This window comes from Desulfohalobium retbaense DSM 5692 (assembly GCF_000024325.1).
In the GTDB taxonomy this organism is placed as follows: Bacteria; Desulfobacterota; Desulfovibrionia; order Desulfovibrionales; family Desulfohalobiaceae; genus Desulfohalobium; species Desulfohalobium retbaense.
The window spans coordinates 877,746-901,194 of record NC_013223.1 but is presented as its reverse complement, the minus strand read 5'-3'; the positions used below and the strand labels follow the sequence as shown (position 1 = coordinate 901,194).

Sequence of the window (23,449 nt, the reverse complement as noted above, 5' to 3'; positions counted from 1 at the left end):
AAAGCTACTCCTTGCTGCCCAGAAACGCCTGAAAGGCCTTGATGGTGGCGTACAGATCCGCCTTGGAACTGAGTTCAAACGGGCTGTGCATCCCGAGCACACCTGGCCCGAAATCGATGATGTCCATACCGTAGATGGCCAAATGCTTGGCCACAGTTCCGCCGCCTCCTTTGTCTACCTTGCCGATTTCAGCCATCTGCCAGGGGATGGACGCTCGGTTCAACAGCCGCCGCCACCAGGCCACATATTCGGCATGGGCATCGTTGGCGCCGACTTTACCCCGGTGACCGGTAAACTTGCAGAAAACCGGTCCATACCCCAGCCGGGAGGTATTGTACTTGTCGTGCAGGTCCTGAAAATCGGGATCCAGGGCTCCGTGGACGTCCCCGGAAAGGGCCTTGGTCGCGAAAAAGAGTTCGGACAGTGCAGTCTCCGGTTCCCACGCCCGGAGCATATCCTGAAGACTGTACTCCATAAACAGTGATTTGGCACCAGTGGCGCCGTCGGAGCCGATCTCCTCCTTGTCCCAGAAAATAACCACTTGGGTGAATTCGGGGTCTTCTTCAGCCAGCAGGGCCTTGAGACCACAAAAAACGCAAATCCGGTCGTCCTGACCGTACCCGCCGATAAGCGCTTCATCGAGGCCCACACACCGGGCCGGGCCAGCTGGAACAGCCTGGAGTTCCGCAGAATACAGATCTTCTTCAATAATCCCATATTTGGCGTTAAGTAGCGTCAAGACCCGTTTTTTGACCCGGTCGCCCTCTTTGGAGTCCCCTTCGGAAGAGGGGTCCTGTCCTTGGGGCATATGGCCCAGAACAATATTCAGCTTTTCGGCCTCAAAGGCCTCGGTGACCTTGCGCTCGTTTTGCTCCTGGGCCAGATGGGGAAGCAGGTCGGCGATGGTCAGCACCGGATCGCCTTGGTCTTCGCCCAGACAAACCCGCACCGTCTCTCCATTTTCCTTGACCACCACTCCATGCAGGGCCAGGGGCCTGGCCAACCACTGGTATTTCCGGATGCCGCCGTAATAATGGGTCTTGCCCAGGGCCATACCGCCGTCTTCATACACGGGGTGTTGTTTGAAATCCAAGCGGGGCGTATCCGCGTGGGCGCCGAGAAGCCGAACTCCTTCGCGAAGGGGGCGACGTCCACGCCGGGCCAATAATACGGTCTTGCCCTTGAGCTCGCGATAGACGGCCCCTTCCGCCCACTCTTGCCGAAAACCGGCAGCTTCAGCCTGTTCAACGACCCACTGCACGGTTTCCCGTTCGGTCTTGCAGCGGCTTAAAAATGCAATATATTCAGTAGCGGCTTCTTCCAGAGCCACCCGCTCTTCCTGACTGGAAAAGATATCCCAGCAACTTTTCGGCGTATGAGCCAATTCCACAGGCTTTCTCCTCTCTCGTTAGCAGGTGAAAAACGTCTCTCGCGGCCCGCTCGCAAATCCCAGGAAGCGGCAACACGACCTGCCTGATCCTGTTGTCCCCGTGTAATCGCTTTGCCTTCCCCCGAGCGTATTGATCGAGGGGACGCAACGGTGTAAAGGGGGGGCGCTTTGCTGCCATGGGAACATATGTATCGGGACTGTACGGTATTCCGGCAAAAATAGGGGTGACCAGTCGCTCAGGGACAGGTCCTAAGGACCGCCCCCGATCCCACAGGCCAGGCGCGCTTGCTCCAAAAGGCCGGGCACCACACGGAGTTCTTCGCTTTGCAGCGTTCGGGGATCCAGACAAAAGGCCCCGTCCTCAATGCGCCCCACCAAGGGCGGATCCGTTTGCAAAAGCGCCTCGCGAAACGGTTCGAGTCGGTTCCCGGGCAAAGGGATCTGCACCAGCGTGGTCGGCAGATCCTTTTCCGGACTCGCTCCACCACCGACCCGGGACGACCCGGCCCGAGTACGAACCGGCAGGTGCTGCTGCCACTGCCGCCGCAATGTGCTGGCCAGCCGTTTTGCCCGCCCCTGGATTGTCTCCGGAGACAGCGTGATCATGGCCAGGGTCGGAATTTCACGTCGGGCCCGAGCAGGATCAGTATACAGGCGTAAAGTGGCTTCAAGCGCCGCAAGGGTCATTTTGTCGATTCGCAGGGCCCGGTTCAGCGGATTGCGTTTGATCCGCTCGATCTCGTCTTTTCGACCCAGGATCACCCCCGCCTGCGGCCCTCCCAACAATTTATCGCCGCTGAAAGTCACCACTGAAGCCCCCTCGCGCAGCACAGACTGAGCGGTCGGTTCATCAAGGGGAACGTAGGGCGTAAAGTCAAACAGATTCCCGCTTCCCAAGTCCTCAATCACCGGAAGATCGTATTCACGGCCCAAAACAGCCAATTCCCGCAAGCCGACTTCCTTGTGGAATCCGATCACCTTGTAATTTGAGGTGTGCACCTTCATAAGGGCCCCGGTCTCGGGGCCGATGGCCTGCTCGTAATCGCTCAGATGGGTCCGGTTCGTTGTCCCCACCTCACGCAAAATCCCGCCGCTTTTGGCCATAACGTCCGGTATACGGAACGAGCCCCCGATTTCGACCAATTGGCCACGTGAAACCACAGCCTCCTTGCCTTTGACCAGCGTATCGAGGACCAGCAAGACGGCGGCGGCATTGTTGTTGACCACCAATGCGGCTTCCGCCCCGGTCAAAGAACACAGCAGGGACTCGACGTGACTGTACCTGCTGCCGCGTTTGCCGGTTTCCAGAGCGAATTCGAGATTGGAATAAAATCGGCAGGACTCTTCGACCGCCTCCCGTGCGGCCCGGGCCAGCAGGGACCGCCCGAGGTTGGTATGCACGACCACTCCGGTGGCGTTGATGACTCGGCGGAAATGGGGGCGAACCAGGCCACGGACCGTTTCCTGCGCCCGAGGCAAGAGGGCCGTCAGAGCGAGTTCCTCGGGGTCGGTCACTTCCTGACGGCGAATGGCTTCACGGCAGCGGTCCAAAAATTGCGTTACGGCATCGCGCAGCATGGGACGAGGGATTCCGGTATTTTCGTCCAGATCCTCCAATTGGCGCAAAACATCGTCCGTTGCCGGCAATTTCCGAAACAATTCTTTCACGGCGGGCTCCTGTGGCGCTGCAATCAAGTGGATAAATCCGACGTCGGGGGCACCAAAAACCGGGGATGGAGTCTAAAAAACTCGGCCAACAAATACAAGGAACCGCAGATGAGGACCCTGCCCCCAGCTTCTTGTGCGCACTGCAAAGCATGGCCCAGCGTCGCCACAGCCGTGCCTCCCACCTGGGACGCCAACTGTCGAGCCGGCAGATTGCGGGGCCCGGCCGCTATCTCCGGAACCCATACCGCATCCATGTTGAACTGCCGGATCTGCTCCAGCAGCCCGGCGGTGGCCTTGTCAGACAGGCAGGAAAAAATGAGCTGCCGCGGCGGGGCTTCCAATGCCTCGACAAACTGCTGCAGGCATTCCAGAGCCGGCAGGTTGTGAGCCCCGTCCAACAGGACCTCCAATTCGCCGAGTCGACACCATTGCAGCCGTCCGGGAAGCCAGGCCAGCTGAGCTCCCCGGCGCAGGATTGCAGGAGATGTCTCAGCCCCAAGCTGTTTGGCACAAGCGCTCCAAGCAAGGGTGGCCAGGCGAAAATTATCTTGCTGGTGGGTCCCTGGCAGCCGTTCGGCCAGACAGGAGGGAACATCGCAGGGCGGGTCTGAAGGGACAAAACGCAATGGACTACGGCACTTCTCGGCGGCACCTTCCAGCACGTTCCGAACTTCAGCCGATTGCCGGGCACTGAAAACCGGGACGCCCGGGCGAAACGCTCCGGCCTTGTCCGCAGCAATACGCTCCAGACCCGGCCCCAGAATGTTTTCATGATCCTCGCCAATAGGGGTCACGACCGTTCCATCGACGGCCACTGCAGTCGTCGCATCGTGGCGTCCCCCGAGACCGGCCTCAAGAATGAGGACGTCGACGTCGTGGATGGCGAACAATTCCAGCGCCACAGCCGTCATCCATTCGAAATAGGTCAATTCAGGATCGCACGCGGCAACACTGTTGGCGGCTCGAAGCCACTGCTGCTCATCAAGCAGTGCTCCGTCAATACGCACTCGCTCTCGCAAGGAAACAAAATGGGGGGAAGAGAAGACGCCGGTTCGCCTCCCTTGAGCGCGAGCCAAGCCTTCAAGCATACTGCTTGTCGAGCCCTTCCCGTTTGTGCCCAGGACCTGGAGGGTCAAGCCCTGCGGACGCGTGCGTTCCAAACAGGTCAAGACCCGGTCCATCCGCTCCAAACGCAGATCCATATGAAAAAGCCCCAATGTATTGACGTGGGCTTCAAACGCGGCAAACGAGGAAAAGAGGGTCATCAGGGCTCCGGGTGGCGCGGCTATGATAGCATCAACATTGCCTGATCCGGAAAGTTCGGACCGAGACAGGATCTTGATTTTTTCACCGTCGGCGGATAAATTCAAGTGCTTTGCGCCAGTAGCTCAGTAGGATAGAGCAGGAGCCTTCTAAGCTCTTGGCCGGGGGTTCGAATCCTCCCTGGCGCACCAAACCGAAACGAAAAGGGGTGCCGCACCAGCGGCACCCCTTTCCCATTTTCTGAACCTTTCAACTGGCAGTTGCTCCCTTATCCCACCGCGCGTTGGCAACTCCCAAACCACGGCGGTTACAGGTCAATCTCGCAGTTGCCCCGAAATTTCTTTGTATTTCAAACGGATCTCCTTGAAGTCCGTAAGGGCTCGCACGCTATACGACTTGCTGTAACAGGAAAAAGGGGGGTTAACGAAGGACCAACACCGGGCAATGGGCGTACCGCAATACCCGTTCGGCCACAGAGCCAAGCAGAAGGTGTTTGACCCCCCGCCTGCCGTGCGAGGGCATGACAATCATGTCCACCCCGAGTTCATCGGCGTGTTTGGCAATCTCTTCTCCCGGATCACCAAAGGTCACCGTCACATTGACCTGGTCGTATTTGTCGTCCAGATGGTCCCGCAACGCTTTGGCGTGGACCTGGATACGTTTTTCACTTTCTTTGCCGGCAGTGGTATCCCCAGTTCCCAGCCGCAGGCCCTGGAGATGGATCCGCTGCTCCTCACTGAGGGTTTCCCAGATCATATCCAGGTCCGTCGGCCGCAACGGCCGCACGACGTATATGAGATAGAGTTGGCTCGATTCCCTGACAAATTCACCGGCGACGTCAAGGGCTTCAAAGGATTTTTTGGAAAAGTCGATGGGAACCAGGACCTTTTGCTTTTCATACCAAGCCATGACAGCTCTCCTTGGTTGTCGGGTTCAACCGGGTCACAGCTGACCCGGACCGGCAAAGGCCTCATTGAAAACTCCACCTTTCTAAGGTGTTGCTTACCTCAATCCCAGGAGTGTGTCCACCCTTTTCCATTTTTGATCCACTGCGCGCAGCACTTCTTTCAGCCTTCGCCTGTGTCAGCACCTCCTCGAGGCACTGCCCTCATCCATCCTGCCTCCTTACGCTCAACCCCGTCGCCGGGCAGAACAATACAGGGCGATACCCGCCAGACCCAGGATATAGCCGAGACCGCCCACAACATCCTGCACAGAAACGCGGTCCTGTTCCAGACGGCTCAATTTCTGGTGAATGGGACGCAGCTTGCGCTCCAATGCCGCCTCCAGTTCTTTTGGGGTCAACTCCGCCGCATTGGAAGCAGCCACCTCCCTGTCCGTCCTGTCAGTCCCTGCGGCTTGCGACTGACTCGCAGTGGTTTTAGGTGATGAGCCGCTGGTAGCAAACTCACTGGCCTGGACCATCCAAGAATTGACGTGGCCCACGCCGGCATCGATCTCCACCCTGAGGTCCCAGGCATTGTCGATGGCTTGTTTGGGAATGCGGAAACGAAAACGCCCTTGTGTGTCAGTGCTGCCTTCAAGCAATTTCCTGTCCGCGTCTTCAGCAAAAACGCGAATGGTGCCTTCATGGACAGGAGTACCGGAGGGAAAAGCGCTCTCGCTGACCACCTCCTTTCCTTCCACCCAACAGAAAATATTCACTCTATGTGCCCAGCCGTCTACAGCAAGAAGCAGTGCGAACCCCACGATGCCAGCCAGAACACCATACCTTTTCAGAGTTCTCATACTATACTCCACTCTCCGAAGTTGCAGCAAATATCTCCGGGCGTATCCGTTTCAAGGATCCAACGACAATCGCTGTCACCCCTCCTTCCAGGAGAGCCACCGGCAAATGGGCCGCGACTAACAGTTGCGCCGCACTCAAAAACTCTTCACCCGAGGCGTAGAGAGCCAGGGCCGCAACACAACCGGCACCGATGACACCGCCCATGCCGACGCAAAACGACGCCGCGACAGCCACGACCCCTCGGCCTTGAATGACGGGACGCAAGACGAGTCCCAAACCAAGCGCAGGAGCGGCCATGATCACCGTGTTCACTCCCAGGACCGTCAACCCGCCGAACTGGAACAAAACCGCCTGGAGGCCGAGTCCCACCAACAAAGCTGGGACACAGGCCCATCCCAATAAAGCCCCCATAAGCCCGTTCAGGATGAGATGCACACTGGCCGGGCCGAGCGGGATATGGACAAGCGAGGCAATAAAAAAAGCCGCGGCCATGACAGCCACGACAGGAATACGGTCCTGGTCCGTTTTCTTCACCCCCACACCCGTAAGCCCTGCGGCGGCAACCGCTCCGACGAGCAGTACGGGAGCAGAAAGCACTCCTTCAGCGATATGCATCTGACTTTCCCTTTTCCCAAAGAGGTCACCGGGACAGGCCGGTCTCCTGCTGGATTGTGAACAAACGGGCGTTTTTCACCCAAACGCCCGTTTGCAGTCCATCTTAGTGGTTCTGCCACTTGCTAAAACGCGTCCAAAGCACGCCGCCGAGTTCGACGTCCTTGGCTTCACCCTCGTGCTCCATGGTGTAATCTGCCGTATGCAAAGCGGCGAAGCCCCACCATCCCGCCTTGGGAGCGGCATAGCTGAACACGCCGTTGGCGTCGGCCTTGACCACCTGAGTGACCATGTACGGCGTCGGGGCTGTGGCGTCTCCCTCGCGATTGTAATATTCGACTTCCACCTCAGCGTGGGCCAGCGGCTCTCCCTTGTACAAGACCTGTCCTTGAAAGACGTTGCCGGCATACAACCCGAACGGCCGGGTCAACGGGACGATTTCCATCGGATACCCCGCAGGGGCATCCCATCCGGACTCCGCCCCATACGCTGCAACAAGGGTTTTGGTATAGTGGATAATAAAACAGTCCTCAGCCGGTTCCCAATACGGCTTGGGCTCCATGCCGATGGTGTAGACCCCCGGACGGCGAACAGCATACTCGAGCTGCCACCCCTTTTTGTCCATGATTGTCGTTGAGACCAGTTCCGAGGTCACATCGGTGACCTGGCCCTGCTTGACGATTGTGACCCGCTCAGGGCGCTCCAGAACCATGCCCACACCTTCAAAGGGATGGGAAAACGAAAAGTCCACAGTGAGTTGACGATGATTTTGGTCGACCATGGATTGCGACGGGATGACCATCCCGAAATGGGCCCAGGCACCGGCAGGAAAGACCACGAGAAACAAAAGAGACAGGCACAGGCACCGCTTCAGCATACGACTCCTCCTTAATGCATATAAAAAGTGAAAAGATATGCACTTCTGGTATACCTATGCTGATTTCATGTCAACGCTCGCTGATTTACGGCCACCTGATTCTCTCCAATCCCCTGCACAAAAACGGTCCCGGGAACATACCGCTCTCAGATGGTCTTCCACGCGGGGCAAACCGGCACCGCGTCTTCTCCCGCCTTGCCTATAGAAGCGGCGGAATCGTCGACCAGGCGCCCAGGCGCTTCTGCAGAATGGGAAGCGAGTCCCCAAACCAGCCCCCAAAAACCGGACACACCGCTCTTTTTAAAGCCCCATCCAGTTCCCTGCCGCCCTCGCCGATGGCACAGCCGGTGTTGCAGCCGCGCCGTACAAAAGGGGATCAGGCCAGGCCCCCCATTGCTCTTCGAGATAACGCCCAGCCACGCACAACGCGGCTGCCTGGGCCACATAATCCAACAAGGCCGGGGTATTGAGCCGGCTGTTGAACTCGCCGAGATGCGGCCCGCTGGCAACCGGGATCTCCTCACCGCGTTCCCAGAGCCGGTTGGCTTCTCCCTGTTCGACGCCTCGAGCGCTCAGGTAGGCCAACACGCCCTCCCGGCCCATATATTCCAGGTCTTGTTGGCGCAAGATTTCCACCATATGGAGGTCGCGCCCAAAGGCCTCAACCAATTCCCGGGCTATCCGCGCCACCGGAATCGGACACTGCCCTTGATAGCTCGTCTTTTGCGTAAAGCCCGCATAATACGAAAAAAAACACCCCTCCAACCACTCGGCCAACATCTCGGCGTCAAAAAGATCGCGGGTGTCGACCGGTTCACCGCTGCCCACCGTGCCCACCCGCTCAGGAGCCTGAAACCGGAAACAGCTGCCCGCCACCAGGGCCAGACTCAGGAAATGGTCACCCAAGGCGTGGAAAAAACGTCGCCCTCCCCCTGTGCAAGGAACCAGATGCTCAAAATCACGCAGTCCATCCAACCCCAGATTCGGGTGTCGGCAAGAAGCCAGCCATTGATCAAGTCGCCCGCCCCGATACCATTGGTAGCGGCCGCCATCGCCGCGGCGCCAGTACTGGATCTGATTGTGGAAAAGCGCAATGGGATCGGTATGGACCACGCCATACCCGGCGAGCAGACCGAGTTCATAGGCACAGCGACGCAGCCCCCTGCCACATCGCTTTAGATCCAGCTTTCCCTCCCAGGGGGCATTGAGGTACGCAAAATACCGGGCCGGAGCCCAAAATCCGAGACAGGCCGGTTTTGAACCGATATCAGGTGGCACTCCTGTCTCCTTGGACAGATCGAGTTCAAAGAGCGGATGCCCGTCCACCGTCTCGAGTCCAAAAACGCCAAATTGCTCCGCCATTGACGTGGACAGCCAGTTCAGCCAAGCGGCCTCGCGATACAAAGTTTCCGGGTGCCCACCTCGGCGCAGGCACTTGCAGACGAAGACCCGCCCGTCGCGCATCGGCGCCCACAGACTGCGCCCTGCCCAGCGCCACGGCCCCCGGCGCTCTCCCTCGCCACCGCCGGGGATTCGGTCAGGGGGATAGACACCGGCGCAGCCGGAGACGAACGATTCGGGGGACGGCCCCGCCAGATTCAAGGGCAAGGCGCCGGCGGCCTCGGCCGCTGCGTGGCGCGACGTTCCCTGTCCGGCAAAAACACACCGCTGCAATGCCAGCAGGGCCTGCTGCCGGATATGCGGCGTCCCGAACCGCACCAGAAGGGCCAAGGTCTGGGTGGCCTCGCGAAAAATAAAGAAGGCTTTGGACTGGGTTGCGAATTTCGGTGAGGCCAAAAGCGCCACGATGTGTTCGACAACGAGATCCTCAACGGATTCGGGAGCCTGCCGCACAGCCTCGTTGAGCCGTTTGAGCCCCATATAGACACCTGCCGGGTCGCTGTGACAGCGCCGTAGCGATGCAAAGGCCTGGGCTGGACATTCAGTTGTCATGGAGAGGCTCCAGCCGAACCCGCTGTTCATAATACGCCGTGCCGCCACCCAGGTCGGTGGTCTGGGATTCGATCAATTGGTTGGCACCGCCGCCAAGCGACATCCAATCTCCGCGGCGATACAAAACCGCATCGGGGTGGAGATCTCTGGATGGAACGCAACGCACACGCAAGACACCCAGCGGAGAGACCAGTCGCGCCTGCTGACCTGGGGCGATCTCCTTCCAGACCGGGGAGTCCGGCCCAAGCCAGACCTCAGGCGTGCCCTGTTCTTCTTGTCCAATCTGCGAATGGACCGAATCGCGACGGACAGCGGTAATGAACCGCAAGGGATAGGCCGGATCACAAGGGATGGGCGGCGAACACGAGGGCAGGCAATGAAAGCGGCCGTCAAAGTGGGCCGTTTTCCCCCCGGCAAAGGCCAGACGAGGATGGTCCCCGATCACGAAGCCCTGGCGCTGCATCACGTTCCAGGCCTGCTCCGGGAGAGAAGGACTGTGCTGTAACGTCGTTGTCAGGCAGGCATCTTCTTCAGGAAGGGGGGCGTCAGGCCGCAGACGCTCGCTCAGGGCCCGGATAATGGAGTAATCGCTGCGCGCCTGCCCCGGCGGGGGCAGGACCTGCCGCGACAATTGCACGCCGTCGTGCAAACAGGAGCCCACGATCTCGCTCTGTTCGAGCATGAGCGCCGCGGGCAGAACAAGATCAGCACACTGGGCCGTATCGGTCATAAATCCATCCACAACAACGGTGAACCGGGAGCGGCGCAAGGCCTCAGCCGTGCGCTTCGATTCCGGGGCCTGATTGACCACATTGCTGCCTGCGATCCAGACATACTCCGGCCGCATACGCGACAGCGCCCGCCCCACCTCGCTCCAGCGAAACGGCTGTCGGGGTGCTGGCGCCTCGGGATACAGCCAATCCAGGGGCAAATGGCGCATGGAACCGATGTTGAAATAACTCCCCCCGCCCGGGATGCCGATCTGCCCGGAAGCATAGGCCAGGGCGTTGATGGCCCTGACATTCTCTCCCCCATGGCGATAACGCTGCATACCCCAGCCCAAAAGCGAAACCACCGGGCCGTCGGCATACAGCCGGGCCAGATGTTCAAGCTCTTCGGGCCCGCACCCCGTCTGTCCGAGAAGCGCCTCCCAGGACATCGCTTCGAGCCAAGCGAGGTAAGCGCTGCCTTGTGAGGCCGCCTCCAGCCGCCGCCTGCACGAGGGGTCGAGTTCCAGGACCCGCTTGAGTACCGCCGCGGCCACAAACCGGTCACTGTCCGGTGCAATACGGATATAACGGTCCGAAAACGCCCGATTGCCGTCCCCTCCAGGAGAGATGGTCGTCACCTGGGCACCGTTGCGTTTCGCCCGGCGCACCAGGGCTGCGGTATGCACGGAACTACGAGACAAGTCCTTGCCCCAATTGATGATAGTCCGGGCTGTCTCCAGTTCGCGAATATCGTTGTGTTCCAAGCTCCCAAAATCCGTTTCACAGGCGGCGATTCCGGCGCTGTCACACAAAGACCCGGCAGGAGAAATCGCGTCCAGGGACTGAAAAAACCGCTTGCAAGCCGCATGCAGCACACCGCGCCCGGCTTCGCCCTGCAGGTGAACCATTATAGCCTCGCGCTGTAGCGTCCACTGGAGGTGCTCGGCGCAAAGATCCAGCGCCGCTGTCCATGAAATCGGCTGCCACCGGTCGCCCTGGCGTAAGAGGGGTTCCCTGATCCGATTGGGAGCCCACAAGCGCCGAAGCCAGCTGTGGATCTTGCCGCAGACAAAACCCTGGGTATACGGGTGAGCTGGATTGCCCCGCACTGTCAGCCGGTGGCCTTCACGAACTGCCAGCAGGGAACAGGTGTCCGGACAATCAAGTGTGCACGCAGTGCAGATACGAGACGGGTCCACAACACTCCTTTTGGTTCTGGGTTGCCCAAAACCGAGGTTGGTATTCAAAAAAATCACTGCTGCCCGGCACGTTGTCCTTGGCGACAGAAAAAGGGCCAAGGGGGATAAGCTGTCCAGGCCGCAGGGAGAATCCCAGGGCCGGGGCCCAGAGCCAGTTTTTTCTAGTGCCCAATGGGCAGCTCACCGGTTCCCCCTGAGCCGACTCCGCTCCCCATATTGACAACCCGCTTTGCCTGTCTATTTTTGTCAGGTTGTGGTCAGGCCCGGCCGATATAAATCGGCCCCAAGAAACACTCCCCAAATCTCTTGCAGGAGCATTCGCATGAGCGAGCAGCACAGTGAACAATACGAATTCAAAGCGGAAATCAAGAAACTGCTGGATATCATCATCCACTCCCTTTACACCCACAAGGAAATCTTTCTCAGGGAGCTTATTTCCAATGCCTCCGACGCCCTGGACAAGGCCCGGTTTGAACAAAGCCGCTCAACAGAGATGGCCAGCGCCGATGCTGAACTCGCCATCACCATTACCACAGATGCGGAGGGGAAACGGCTGACCATTACGGACTCTGGCATCGGGATGGATAAAGACGAGGTCGTAGACAATATCGGGACCATCGCCCATTCCGGCTCAGCCGAATTTTTGCGCAAGGTCGCCGAAGATCAGGCCCAGCCGGACAATATCATCGGCCAATTCGGTGTCGGATTCTATTCCGTATTTATGGTCGCCGCCGAAGTCACCCTTACCAGCCGCTCCCACCATCCGGATGCCAAGCCGGTCCGCTGGCACTCCGACGGCTTGGGCAGCTACACCATCGAGGAACTTGACGAGGACCTGCCCCGCGGGACGAGCATCGAAATCGTTCTGCGCGAAGGAGAAGAAGAGTACGCGGAGAAAGAACGCATCGAAGCGATCATCAAACGCCACTCGAATTTCATCTCCTTTCCCATTTTCGTCGACGGGGAAAAGGTCAACACCATCCCGGCCTTATGGCGCGAACCGCGCTTCAACGTCAAAAAAGAACAATACACTGAATTCTATAAGTTCCTGACCTACGACACCGAAGAACCGTTCGAGACCCTGCATATTTCCGTCGACGCCCCGGTCCAGTTCAACGCCCTGCTCTTTATCCCCCAGAAAAGCCCCATGCTTTTCGATGTCAATAACATCGAATATGGGCTTGATCTCTATGTCCGGCGGGTTCTTATCCAACGGGAAAACAAGGAACTCCTGCCGCAATATCTTGGATTTATCAAGGGGGTGGTGGACACCGAGGATCTGCCCCTCAACATCTCCCGGGAGAACATCCAGGAGAATGTCCTGATCCGCAAGATCGCGGCCAATATCCACAAACAGATCCTCGACCGCTTGTTGAAAATCGCCAGCAACGAGCCCGAACGCTACGAGCAATTCTGGCGGGAACACAACAAACTGTTCAAACTTGCCTACGCCCAGTTTGAACACCAAGACAAGATCAAGGACCTGGTCCGCTTCAATTCCTCCCACTGCGAGGACGCCTCGGGCCTCGTCTCTCTGCAGGACTACGTCGAGCGCATGCCCGAAGGGCAAAACGAAATCTACTACATTTCCGGGCAAAGCCGTGAGGCCATCGAATCCAGTCCCCACCTGGAAATTCTGAAACGCAAGAATCTCGAAGTCCTCTATCTTTTCGAACCCATCGACGAGTTCGTCCTTGAATCTCTGCGCGCCTACGGTGAACATGCCTTTGTTGCCGCTGAGCATGCTGACCCGGCCCAGTTGGAGGCCATCAGCAGTGATGAAGAGGAGTCCAAAGAGGAACTGACCGAAGAGGAACAGCGCGACATCGACGGTCTGCTCAAGGCCATGCAGGACATCCTTGGCGACCGGGTCACCGAGGTCCGCAGTTCCAAGCGGCTCCACAACAGCCCGGCCTGTCTCGTGAACCCAGATGGAGGCATGTCCTCGCAGATGCAGAAGATCATGCACCTCGTCAACAAGGACGAATCGATCCCGCAAAAGGTCCTGGAAATCAATCCCCAGCACCAGCTGACACGCAATCTGCTGCACATCTATCAGCAGGAAGGCAGCAACGACTTTATCCGCAAGACCACGGAGCAATTGTTCGAATCCGCCTTGCTCCTCGAAGGGTACCTGAATGACCCGCACGCTCTGGTCAACAGGACCTTCGAACTGCTCCAGCAGTCCAGCGGCTGGTACGCCGAAGCCCACCAGAAAGAGTAGCCCAGGTCTGGGTTTTCCAGACCGTCATCCAGGCCCCAGACACACAACAGCCCCCGCCGGTTAACCGGCGGGGGCTGTTGTGTGTCTGGGCTACGCCCCGAGAACGGGGAAGGAACGTCCTTCGAGGCGCAGCAGGTTTTGGGAAAACATCAGACACCACGGGCATTGTGCGCCCGGGAGTGCTTCAACCGACGCAGGGGCGTCCTTGAAGTCGAAAAGAGAGCTTTCCACCGCTATACGGCGATCGGGAGCAGGTCTCGCGCTTTCCTTGCTCTGCGCGCAGGCTTCCGGCAAATCCGCAGGCCCGTGCCAGGCTTACCGCCGGAGCCAGAAAACGCCAGAGCTGACTCAGTCCGCCTGCTTGCGGATAAAGGAGGGGATCTCAAACTCCTCTTCGTCGAAAATAAATTCCTCTTCGCCGGGCTTGGGATTGTTGTGCGCCGGTTGTTGCTCTTCCTGCTGGGTGCTTCGGTGTCTGAGGTAGGTCGGCACACTCAGATCTTCAGAATCCTCTGGCAATAAGGGCCGGCGCGCCTTCTGCGGCCATTGGTTTTGTTGCGAAGCATTGCCGCTGCTTTGCTGGGCCTGTTGTTGTGCCGGTTGCTGTTTTTGCTTTTTCAGATTCAGCAATTGGCTGATATTGCCTTTGGTATCCTCGACCTGTTCCGGCTCTTCGATACCCGTGGCGATCACCGTGATCCGCAACTCGTCGCTGCTTTCCTGGCCAAAGACGGTCCCAAAATAGATCTGGGCGTCCTCATGGGCGGCCTCGTAAATAATATTGGCCGCTTCGCTGACCTCATCGATGGTCAAATCCTGGCCAGCGGTCACATTGATCAAGACCCCCTTGGCACCGTCAATGGAGACATCCTCCAGTAATGGACTGGTGATGGCCTTCATCGCTGCTTCACGGGCCCGTCCTTCACCTTGCGAGATCCCGGTGCCCATCATGGCCAGCCCCATCTCGCTCATGACCGATTTCACGTCGGCAAAGTCGAGGTTGATCATGCCGTGGACCATGATCAGATCGGAAATGCCCTTGACCGCGTAGAAGAGGACCTCGTCGGCCTTTTTGAGCATTTCCAGGAAGGTGGCCTTTTTCGAGGCCAGGGACAGCAAACGGTCGTTGGGAATAGTGATGATTGAGTCCACGACATCGCGCAGGGCCTTGATGCCCTTATCCGCCTGTTGCTGGCGCCGTTTGCCCTCGAAATAAAATGGTTTAGTGACTACAGCCACGGTCAGGGCGCCCATATCCTTGGCCGCCTTGGCGATGACCGGAGCAGCGCCGGTTCCCGTACCGCCGCCCATCCCGGCGGTGACGAAAACCATATCCACACCTTCGAGTTGGGCCTGGATCTGCTCCAGACTCTCCTGAGCCGCGTCTCGACCCACTTCAGGGTCGGCACCCGCGCCAAGCCCTTTGGTCAATTTCTCGCCGAGTTGGATCTGGGTCTCGGCCTTGGCGTCTTTGAGCGCCTGAACATCAGTGTTTGCGGCAATGAACGAAACACCCTGTAACGAAGAAGTGATCATGTTGTTGACGGCATTGCCGCCGCCACCGCCGATACCGAAGACCTTGATCCGAGCCGCGCCTTCGCGTTCGAGTTCTAAAAATTCCATGTGCTCCTCCTTCCCCTTTTTGCTTTCCCAAAACGAAAATATTCTCTCGGAACGTGTTCCGTGGAGAGCCGTTCAGCTCACGTCTTCAAACCACCGTTTCATCCGGGCCAGAATCCGATTGAACATGTTTTCTTCCCGGATCCTGAAGCTTTGATCGGTCTTGCGCTGCTGGGCGCCAAAGTTGAGCAGACCGACCCCTGTGGCGTACATGGGATTCATGACCACATCTTTGAGTCCGCCGACCTCCTGGGGGTACCCCACCCGGGTCGGCAGGTTGAAGATCTGTTCCCCCAACTCCTGGATGCCCTCAATCAGGGTGGTGCCGCCGGTCAAAACAACGCCGGATCCGACCAGGTTCTTGTATCCGGAACGGACGAGTTCCTGGTCCACCAGGGCCAGAATCTCTTCCAGGCGGGGTTCGCAGATCTCGGCCAGCACCTGGCGCGAAAGCTTGCGCGCTCCGCGTCCTCCCACACTGGGCACTTCAATGACCTCATCCCCCTGGATCAACTCTGACAAAGCGCAACCATGCTTGATTTTGATCTTTTCCGCGCTGAGCATCGGCGTGCGCAGACCAAAAGCGATATCATTGGTCAGATTCATGCCGCCTAAGGCCAACACGGAGGTATGACGAATGGAGTCATTGGTGAAAATGGCGACATCCGTTGTGCCGCCGCCGATATCGACCAAAGCCACGCCGATCTCTCGCTCTTCTTCGGTCAATACCGCCTGCGAGGAGGCCAGGGATTCGAGCACAATATCCGAGACATCGAGCCCCGAACGGTGGCAGGAGCGAATGATATTCTGGGCGCTGGTCACCGCTCCGGTGACGATGTGCACCTTCACCTCCAGTCGAACCCCGGCCATGCCCAGGGGATCGGCGATACCGCGCTGGTCGTCGACGATGTATTCCTGGGGCAGAATATGGATGACTTCCCGGTCCAGAGGGATAGCCACCGCCTTGGCCGCGTCGATGACGCGGTCGACATCCTTCTGGGTTACTTCACCGCCTTTGACAGCGATCACCCCATGACTATTGAAGCCCTTGATATGGCTGCCCGCAATGCCGGCGTAGACGGACCTGATTTCACAACCGGCCATCAACTCCGCCTCTTCCAGGGCCTTCTTGATTGAGCGCACCGTCTGCTCGATATTGACGACCACCCCCTTGCGCAACCCGGTGGAAGGGCTGGTGCCGATGCCGACGACATCCACTCCTTCGGAAGAGGCTTCGCCGACCACGGAGCAGATTTTCGTTGTCCCGATATCCAGGCCGACTATGAGATCAGATTTGGATTTCGCCATGACTCGCATCCTTTTGTTTGCCAGGGGCACATCGCCCCGCTTGTCCGTTACCGCATCCTGACTCTCAAAACCGGGCCCAGGCCTTATCCCGAAAAAAGACCAACGAGGACGCCTCGTCCAATTCATCGCGTTCGTTGAGATCCCGCCACACCGCGAGAAGCTTTTGACAATGCCGGGCCAGATCGTGGGTCTCCAGAACAACTCGTGGTCCGGAATCGCGGAGTTGGGCTTCCAGGACAAACTCGGAATCGAAACGCACCCAATCCACTTCCGCGGCGCTAAACGGCAGGCGTCGCTGTTGGAGACGGTCGGCGAAAAGGGCCACTGTCTCCCGGTGCTCGTGCTGCGTACCGAGGTCCAAAAGCGGCAGGGAGACAAAACGATCCCTGCTCACCGGAGCAATCGCCTCCCCTCTGCGATCGGCAAAATACAGGCCATCCTGCTTGCGGACCCAAAAGACCGCTTTGCGTTCCTGGACATGGATCTGAACCTTGTCCGGCAAAATCCGGCGCAACAAGACCCGTTCGACCCAGGGATTCTGCATCAGGCGGTTCTTAGCCCGCCCCATATCCACGGCCAGGCTGTTCTCCCCGGGAGCGATGCCCGCAAGTTGGAGGACAGCGGTATCGGTGAGCCGTTCGTTGCCTTCAATACTGACTTCCCGCAGCGTAAAATACGGATGCGACGTCAGATACCGGTAGCCAGCTAAAAGGCCCCAACTCACTGCGACCAGAAAAACAGTGGTCCCCCCGAGCCACAAACATGTGGTTGCAAACCGCACCAAGCTTCCACCCTGGCGGCCTCCGCCCCTGGTGTTTTTCGAGGCGGCACTTGATTTCCTTCCCAAACTTCCTCGCCGCTGTACGGAGCCGGTTTGTCTCTTCATTGGACCACCCGAACCTCCAAGCGCAGTGCAAGACTGTACCGTTTGGCAACCGCTTGCCGTGCCGTTTCAATGAGTTCCCATGCTGCCGCGCTCGAGCCGCCGCCGAGGTTGATCAAAAAATTGGCGTGCCGTTCGGAAAAAGCCACTTTGTGGTGTTCCATTCCGCGTAATCCACAGGAATCCAGCAACATGCCCGCGGGCATGTCTGGTGACGGATTGCAGAACACGCATCCACAGGTCCAGGCCAGGACCGGTTGCGTGCGACGCTTATGGGTATAATGCCCCAGCATGGTCCGCCGGATAGTTTCCTTCTCGCCGGGAACGACCTGAAGCCTGACCGCCGTAATCAGGTGAAACATCTCCTGCAATCCTATAAGACCGAGACGGCGGTAGCTAAATTCCCAGGCGCTTGGCTCCAGCCAGCGCACCCCTCCCTGCGGCGTCCAGATCTCGATTCCCCGCACGGCCTGACCAATGGCCACACCATATGAACCGGCATTCATGGCCACCGCCCCGCCAACGGTTCCGGGGATCCCAGCCAATCCTTCCAGGCCGGACAAACCGCGAGTTTGAAGCCAGCCCAAAAGCCGCGGCAGGGAAATCCCGCCAGCAACTCGGACAAGGACACGGCCGTCATCGGTTTCAGACTCCACGACCGGGGTACCACGTCGGCTGTCCCGCACCAGGATGTGCGGCAGACTGCCATCAGCGGCCAACAGATTGCTTCCCCGGCCCAACGCCATAGGCACACCTTGATGGTGTTCCAGAAATCGACTCGCCGCCTCCCAATCCGCATCACGTTCGATACCGATCTCGGCCCGGGCGGTGCCCCCGAGACGAAGTGTAGTGCGCTGAGCAAATGGCGGGCGGTCAATAATCTGCATCGGGCGTCCTGTGGTGTAGGGAAAAACGCACCTTCTGTTGCAGGGTGTTTAAACATCTTGAGGCACGGGGCACCAAACGGTGGAACTCGCAGCGTGCATGACTGTCATAAAGCGGCTGCCCATTCAGCCGTTTTGCTGCCATTGAACGCTTCAACAGGCGGCTAGGGGTGTTGCAAAAAATGCTCTCCGACTTTCCAGACGCTTCCAGCGCCCAGGGTGATCAACAGATCACCGGGACGGAGCATTCCGGGCAAGGCCTCTTGTGCTGCCTCGAAATCGTTAAAGAATTCGACCCGGGTCTGACTGACCTGGCGGATCCCCTGGGCCAGGTTGGCACCGGTCACCCCCGGGATGGGGGTTTCCGAGGCCGGATAAATTTCTGTGAGCAAAAGCAGATCCGCCTCTTCAAAGGCCCGGCAAAATTGCCCGAACAGGGCCTGCGTCCTTGTGAACCGGTGGGGCTGGAAAAGCACTACCAGTCGGCGTTCGGGGTACGTTTCCCGGGCCGTGGTCAATGTGGCTGCGATCTCCGTGGGATGGTGACCATAATCGTCGACCACCAGCACGCCGTCACGTTCGCCCTTGGTTTCGAAACGGCGCCCCACACCGCCGAAACAGTCCAATCCATGGATGACCGCGTCTTCGGAAACTCCGGCTTCCAGGGCCAGTGCCGCAGCGGCCAGGGCGTTGAGGACATTGTGCCGGCCTGGATGTTTGAGATGGAGTTCACCAATGGGGCGTTCCTGATAGATGAGCCGGAAATGGCTTCCCCCGTTAAAGCCCAGAATTTCAGCTCGCACGTCGTTGTCTTCTTCCAAACCGTAGGTGACCACCGGGCGTTTGATGCGCGGCAAAAGCCGCTGGACGCCGGGGTCATCGCCGCAGACAACGTTGAGACCGTAAAACGGGATCTGATTCATGAAATGCACGAAACTGTCATCAATCGCCGTCTGATCGGCATAAAAGTCCATGTGGTCGGCGTCGACATTGGTGACCACGGTCATGATCGGCAGCAGGCAGAGAAAAGTCCCATCGGATTCATCGGCCTCGGCGATCAAAAATTCGCCCTGGCCCAAAAAGGCGTTGCTGCCGTACGAATTGAGCCTCCCACCGATAATGACTGTCGGGTCGAGGCCGGCTTCCTTGAAAATGGTCCCCAGAAACGAAGTCGTTGTTGTCTTACCGTGGGTCCCGCCCACAGCAATGCCCGTTTTGAGGCGCATCAACTCGGCCAGCATCTCCGCGCGGGGAATGACCGGGACACTGTCTTCCCGGGCCTGGATCAGTTCGGGGTTGTCGTCGGCTACGGCTGAGGAGCGGACGACGACCTCCGCGTCCCCCAGATATCCACGAGCATGGCCGGGATAGATGGTGGCCCCGAGTTCGCGAAGCCGCCGTACGGCGGCGTTTTCGGACAGATCGGAACCGGTCACTGTGTACCCCAGGCTGAGCAGGACTTCGGCAATACCGCTCATTCCGGCCCCCCCGATGCCGATCATGTGGATGTGTTGGATCTTGAATTGCATATGGATTCCTTGCTCACGTGGAGCGAGAGTATTTGAAGGTCTTCTTTTTCCGGCGCGTATTGGCCAGTTCTTCCAGTTGATCGACGACCTTTGCGGCCGCTTCAGGCCGCCCGATCTGCTTTGCGGCGCGGCCCATCTCCTTGAGTTTGCCCGGCAGGTCGACCAGATCCCCGATGGCCCGGGCCAGATTGACTTCCTGGAGATAATGCTGACCGAGGACCATGGCCGCACCGGCGGCTTCAAGCGAGGCCGCGTTGCGCTGCTGGTGGTTGTGTGTTGCATGAGGGAACGGAATAAGAACCGAAGGCTTGCCCACTGCAGTCAGTTCGGCGATGGTCGTCGCGCCTGCCCGGCAGACCACGAGATCCGCCCACTCATAGGCCTTGGCCATGTCCTCGATAAACGGTTCCACACACGCCCGCTCTCCCAGCCCGGCCTCGGTGTAGGCGGCCTGAATATCCGCAAATTCCCGGGCTCCTGTCTGGTGCCACAGTTGCATCTGGCTGCGGGCAAAACTCGGCAAGGCCTGGACCACGGCGGCGTTAATGCCCTTTGCCCCCTGGCTGCCCCCCAAAATCAAAACCCGGTGTTCCGCATCCCTTGGCAACCGCTCTGACTGGGAGGCGCGCAGAGCTAAAATCTCCCGGCGGACCGGATTGCCGGTAAAGACCACTTTATTATTGGGAAAGAACCCGTGCTCGTCGGCAAAAGAAACAAAGACCCGGTCAACGCGTTTGCCCAGGATTCTGTTCGTGACCCCAGGGATACTGTTTTGCTCATGGATTGCGCAGGGGATACGGCTCAAGGTCGCGGCCAGAGGCGGGACGAACCCGGCATACCCTCCAAGGCCGAGAACCACATCCGGACGCCGCTTGTGAAACTGCCACCAACATGCTGCCAGACTCCGGCTCAACCAGACCAGCGAAGCGGCAGAACGCAGGCCACGGCCGAGCACCCCTTTGGCCGGCAAGGCATGAAATTCGAGACCGGCTGCCCGGGCCAGACGCCCTTCAGGGCCCTGTTTGCCGCCGAAAAAGAGCAGATCCGCATCAGGATAGCGACGCCGGACCTCTTCGGCCACAGCTAGGGCCGGAAAGATATGTCCTCCGGTGCCGCCGGTGGCAAAGACTACGCAGCGCATCACCCGCGCTCCTGACGTGAAATATTGAGCAGCACTCCGGCGCAGAGACAGGAGACGACCAATTGCGTGCCTCCATAGCTGATAAACGGCATCGGTGTTCCTTTCGGCGGAACAGCCCCCAAAACGACAGCGGCGTTGAGCAACCCCCCCAGGACCAGAATCAAACCCAGCCCGTACGCAGTCAGCCGGTCCTGCATATCCTGTTGCCCCAGGGCGATGGCCAGAGAGCGCCACAAGACCACGGCCAAGCAAGTAAAAACAATCGAAACCCCGAGAAATCCCAATTCTTCGCCCAGCACCGCCAAAATGAAATCGTTGTGGGCCTCGGGCAAAAACAACAATTTCTGCCGACTGGCGCCCAGTCCAACACCCCATAAGCGCCCGGACCCCAGGGCATACAGAGATTGAACCAATTGATACCCGGCGTCCTGGGCATCCTGGAAAGGGTCCAGAAAAGCCAGCCACCGTCTGACTCGATACGGTTCCTGCCAGACCAGCAAGGCCCCGGCGAATCCGGCAAACACGAACGACGGGATCAGGTACTTCAACCGCGCCCCGCCAACGAGGCTCATGAAGAAAAACAGTGCCGCGATGTAGACGGTACCGCCGTAGTCCGGTTGCAAAAGCAGCAAAAGGCCAAAGACCGACGTCACCAGGACCGGGGGCAGAAAACCGACGCTGAAGGACTTGATCTGTTCCTGTTTGCGACTGAAGAAATACGCCAGGTACAGGACAAGTGCGACTTTGGCCACTTCCAGCGGCTGAAAGCTGACCAGGCCGAGGTCGACCCACCGCGCCGCGCCGCCAGCGCTGGTGCCCCATGGGCTCATGGTCGCGGCCAGGCTCAGACACGCCAGCCCCAGCCACACATAGATCAATTTGTAGACCACCCGGCGTGAGACCCAGGCCGCAGCCAGGAGGGCCGCCAGGCCGATGGCGACATAGACGAGATGGCGGCGGAAAAAATGGTATTGGTCTTCCCACAGCCGTTCAGCCATAACCCCACTGGCGCTGAGGACCATTAATAGTCCCACGCAGAGCATGACCAGTACGGCTCCGAAGAGCCAATAATCCATGCGACCGGATGCGTCCCGGCTATTGCGCGGTTGGTGCGCCATCCGAGGGTCCACCTGCTGCTGTTGTCAGGCACCGCCGGGCGGCTTCCTGGAAGACCGCCCCGCGGTGCTTGTAATCGGTAAACAGATCGAAACTGGCCGTGGCCGGGGACAAGAGAAGCACATCCCCGGATTGGGTTGTTGTGGCTCCATGATCCACGGCATCTTCCAGGGTCGGGAACCAACGCATCGGTGCCAGCCCCTGCCAGGCCGATTCAAAAACGTCGCGATTGTCGCCAAAAAGGACCACTTCTTTGACCCTGGTACGGATCAAATCCGCCACCAGGCTTGGATCGCCCCCCTTGAACTGGCCGCCAGCCAACAGAACGATCGGTTCCTCGAAACTGCGTAAAGCGGCCTGGAGGGACTCGATGGTCGTGGCTTTGGAATCGTCCACCACTTTCACCCCGTTCCAGGTCCCGACGATCTGCAGGCGATGCGCCTGGGGCTGATAGCTGGCCAGCGCCTCAGCCACAGCCTGTTCGTCAACACCAAGATAACGGCAGGCGAGATAGGCGGCCTCAATATTGGCCTGATTGTGTTCCCCCGGCAGTTGGGGACAAGAAAAACGATCATTGGGAACAAAATAGACCCGGTCGGCTGCTGAGAAGTGGCGGCTTTCAAGATCCTCTTTCAACGCATACGGCGCGATGGCCAAATCTCCAGGCTGCTGTTTGGCGAAGAGTTTGAGCTTGGCCAGGACATAGGCTTCCATCTCCTCGTGGTAATCGAGATGATTGGGGGCCACATTGAGCAAGACAGCCACCTTAGGGTGGAAACTGCTGGCATGGACAAGCTGAAAACTGCTGACTTCCAAAACCAGCACGTCGGCCTGGTCCTGAGCGAGGACATATTCCGAGAGGGGCGTGCCCAGATTTCCACCACTGAAGACCCGGCGCCCGGCCGTTTCCAGAATATGGGCAATCAAGGTCGTCGTTGTGGTCTTCCCCGCCGAACCGGTGACTGCGACAATCGGTTCATTGACGAACCAGGAGGCGAGTTCGAGTTCGGAGATGATCTGCACCGTCTGAGGAAATAAATGGACCAGACGGTGTACCGGCACACCTGGGCTCGGGACCACCATCTGCACGCCATCAAAATCCGCCGCCGCATGCTCCCCGGTCCGCACCGTCCATCCCTTGGTTTGGGCCTCCTGCTCCACGTCGGACGAAAGACGCTCAGGGGATTTTTCCAGCAAACGGATATCCGCCCCGAGAAAATCCAAAAGCCGGGCGGCTCCCAAGCCGGACCGACCGGCTCCGAGCACTGCGGCGCAATGCCCTTTAAGTTGTCCGGGATGCAGCAAACCGTGCACGATAACTC

The 23,449-nt window shown here is 58.9% G+C and carries 18 protein-coding genes and 1 tRNA gene; 2 read left to right on the top strand and 17 right to left on the bottom strand.

What is annotated here, in order from left to right; translation table 11 throughout:
• Nucleotides 1-4: 4 nt before the first annotated feature.
• The 3 genes from DRET_RS03820 to DRET_RS13295 all read right to left on the bottom strand — a co-directional run bounded on the left by DRET_RS03820 (nt 5) and on the right by DRET_RS13295 (nt 4,323).
• The gene (locus DRET_RS03820; RefSeq protein WP_015751211.1) at nt 5-1,390 is read right to left on the bottom strand and encodes an aminopeptidase; all 1,386 of its coding nucleotides are present in this window, start codon (nt 1,388-1,390) and stop codon (nt 5-7) included.
• A gap of 249 nt (nt 1,391-1,639) precedes the next feature.
• Nucleotides 1,640-3,058 carry an L-seryl-tRNA(Sec) selenium transferase gene (selA, locus tag DRET_RS03815; RefSeq protein ID WP_015751210.1) on the bottom strand — a complete coding sequence of 473 codons (1,419 nt, stop codon included), beginning with the start codon at nt 3,056-3,058 and terminating at the stop codon, nt 1,640-1,642.
• A 23-nt stretch (nt 3,059-3,081) separates the two neighbouring features.
• Nucleotides 3,082-4,323, bottom strand: a complete 1,242-nt coding sequence (locus tag DRET_RS13295) for a bifunctional folylpolyglutamate synthase/dihydrofolate synthase (protein WP_015751209.1) — start codon at nt 4,321-4,323, stop codon at nt 3,082-3,084.
• Between the two features lie 112 nt (nt 4,324-4,435).
• Here DRET_RS13295 and DRET_RS03805 point away from each other — a divergent pair.
• Nucleotides 4,436-4,512: transfer RNA gene (locus tag DRET_RS03805), tRNA-Arg, on the top strand.
• 229 nt (nt 4,513-4,741) lie between these two features.
• Here the strand turns inward: DRET_RS03805 and DRET_RS03800 are convergent.
• The 6 genes from DRET_RS03800 to DRET_RS03775 all read right to left on the bottom strand — a co-directional run bounded on the left by DRET_RS03800 (nt 4,742) and on the right by DRET_RS03775 (nt 11,422).
• On the bottom strand, nt 4,742-5,230 hold the full coding sequence (locus DRET_RS03800) for a universal stress protein (protein WP_015751208.1): 489 nt from the start codon (nt 5,228-5,230) through the stop codon (nt 4,742-4,744).
• A gap of 222 nt (nt 5,231-5,452) precedes the next feature.
• A complete protein-coding gene (locus DRET_RS03795; protein WP_015751207.1) occupies nt 5,453-6,070 on the bottom strand; it encodes a hypothetical protein in 618 nt (205 codons plus the stop codon).
• A gap of 1 nt (nt 6,071) precedes the next feature.
• On the bottom strand, nt 6,072-6,686 hold the full coding sequence (gene cbiM / locus DRET_RS03790) for a cobalt transporter CbiM (protein ID WP_015751206.1): 615 nt from the start codon (nt 6,684-6,686) through the stop codon (nt 6,072-6,074).
• A 103-nt stretch (nt 6,687-6,789) separates the two neighbouring features.
• On the bottom strand, nt 6,790-7,560 hold the full coding sequence (locus DRET_RS03785; RefSeq protein ID WP_015751205.1) for a DUF4198 domain-containing protein: 771 nt from the start codon (nt 7,558-7,560) through the stop codon (nt 6,790-6,792).
• Between the two features lie 300 nt (nt 7,561-7,860).
• On the bottom strand, nt 7,861-9,513 hold the full coding sequence (locus tag DRET_RS12885; RefSeq protein ID WP_015751204.1) for a SidJ-related pseudokinase: 1,653 nt from the start codon (nt 9,511-9,513) through the stop codon (nt 7,861-7,863).
• Entirely contained in the window at nt 9,503-11,422 is a 1,920-nt protein-coding gene (locus DRET_RS03775; protein ID WP_015751203.1) for a molybdopterin-dependent oxidoreductase, read from the bottom strand. The genes DRET_RS12885 and DRET_RS03775 overlap by 11 nt, the downstream gene beginning before the upstream one ends.
• Nucleotides 11,423-11,744: 322 nt before the next feature.
• On the opposite strand from DRET_RS03775, the gene htpG reads away from it, so the two are divergent.
• Nucleotides 11,745-13,646 (top strand): molecular chaperone HtpG, encoded by a 1,902-nt coding sequence (htpG, locus tag DRET_RS03770; RefSeq protein ID WP_015751202.1) that lies wholly within the window; start codon nt 11,745-11,747, stop codon nt 13,644-13,646.
• A 348-nt stretch (nt 13,647-13,994) separates the two neighbouring features.
• On the opposite strand, the gene ftsZ is transcribed toward htpG, so the two are convergent.
• From ftsZ to murD, 8 genes are all read right to left on the bottom strand, one after another.
• Nucleotides 13,995-15,269, bottom strand: coding sequence for a cell division protein FtsZ (gene ftsZ / locus DRET_RS03765; protein WP_015751201.1), 1,275 nt, complete (start codon nt 15,267-15,269; stop codon nt 13,995-13,997).
• A 72-nt stretch (nt 15,270-15,341) separates the two neighbouring features.
• A complete protein-coding gene (ftsA, locus tag DRET_RS03760; protein ID WP_015751200.1) occupies nt 15,342-16,574 on the bottom strand; it encodes a cell division protein FtsA in 1,233 nt (410 codons plus the stop codon).
• A 64-nt stretch (nt 16,575-16,638) separates the two neighbouring features.
• Nucleotides 16,639-17,355, bottom strand: a complete 717-nt coding sequence (locus DRET_RS03755; protein WP_052293268.1) for a cell division protein FtsQ/DivIB — start codon at nt 17,353-17,355, stop codon at nt 16,639-16,641.
• Nucleotides 17,356-17,456: 101 nt separating this feature from the next.
• Nucleotides 17,457-18,344 carry a UDP-N-acetylmuramate dehydrogenase gene (murB, locus tag DRET_RS03750; RefSeq protein ID WP_015751198.1) on the bottom strand — a complete coding sequence of 296 codons (888 nt, stop codon included), beginning with the start codon at nt 18,342-18,344 and terminating at the stop codon, nt 17,457-17,459.
• A gap of 161 nt (nt 18,345-18,505) precedes the next feature.
• On the bottom strand, nt 18,506-19,870 hold the full coding sequence (gene murC / locus DRET_RS03745; protein WP_015751197.1) for a UDP-N-acetylmuramate--L-alanine ligase: 1,365 nt from the start codon (nt 19,868-19,870) through the stop codon (nt 18,506-18,508).
• A gap of 13 nt (nt 19,871-19,883) precedes the next feature.
• Nucleotides 19,884-21,011, bottom strand: coding sequence for an undecaprenyldiphospho-muramoylpentapeptide beta-N-acetylglucosaminyltransferase (murG, locus tag DRET_RS03740; protein ID WP_015751196.1), 1,128 nt, complete (start codon nt 21,009-21,011; stop codon nt 19,884-19,886).
• Entirely contained in the window at nt 21,011-22,129 is a 1,119-nt protein-coding gene (ftsW, locus tag DRET_RS03735; RefSeq protein WP_015751195.1) for a putative lipid II flippase FtsW, read from the bottom strand. The genes murG and ftsW overlap by 1 nt, the downstream gene beginning before the upstream one ends.
• The gene (gene murD, locus DRET_RS03730) at nt 22,107-23,441 is read right to left on the bottom strand and encodes a UDP-N-acetylmuramoyl-L-alanine--D-glutamate ligase (protein WP_015751194.1); all 1,335 of its coding nucleotides are present in this window, start codon (nt 23,439-23,441) and stop codon (nt 22,107-22,109) included. Before murD ends, ftsW begins: the two co-directional genes overlap by 23 nt.
• Nucleotides 23,442-23,449: the final 8 nt, after the last annotated feature.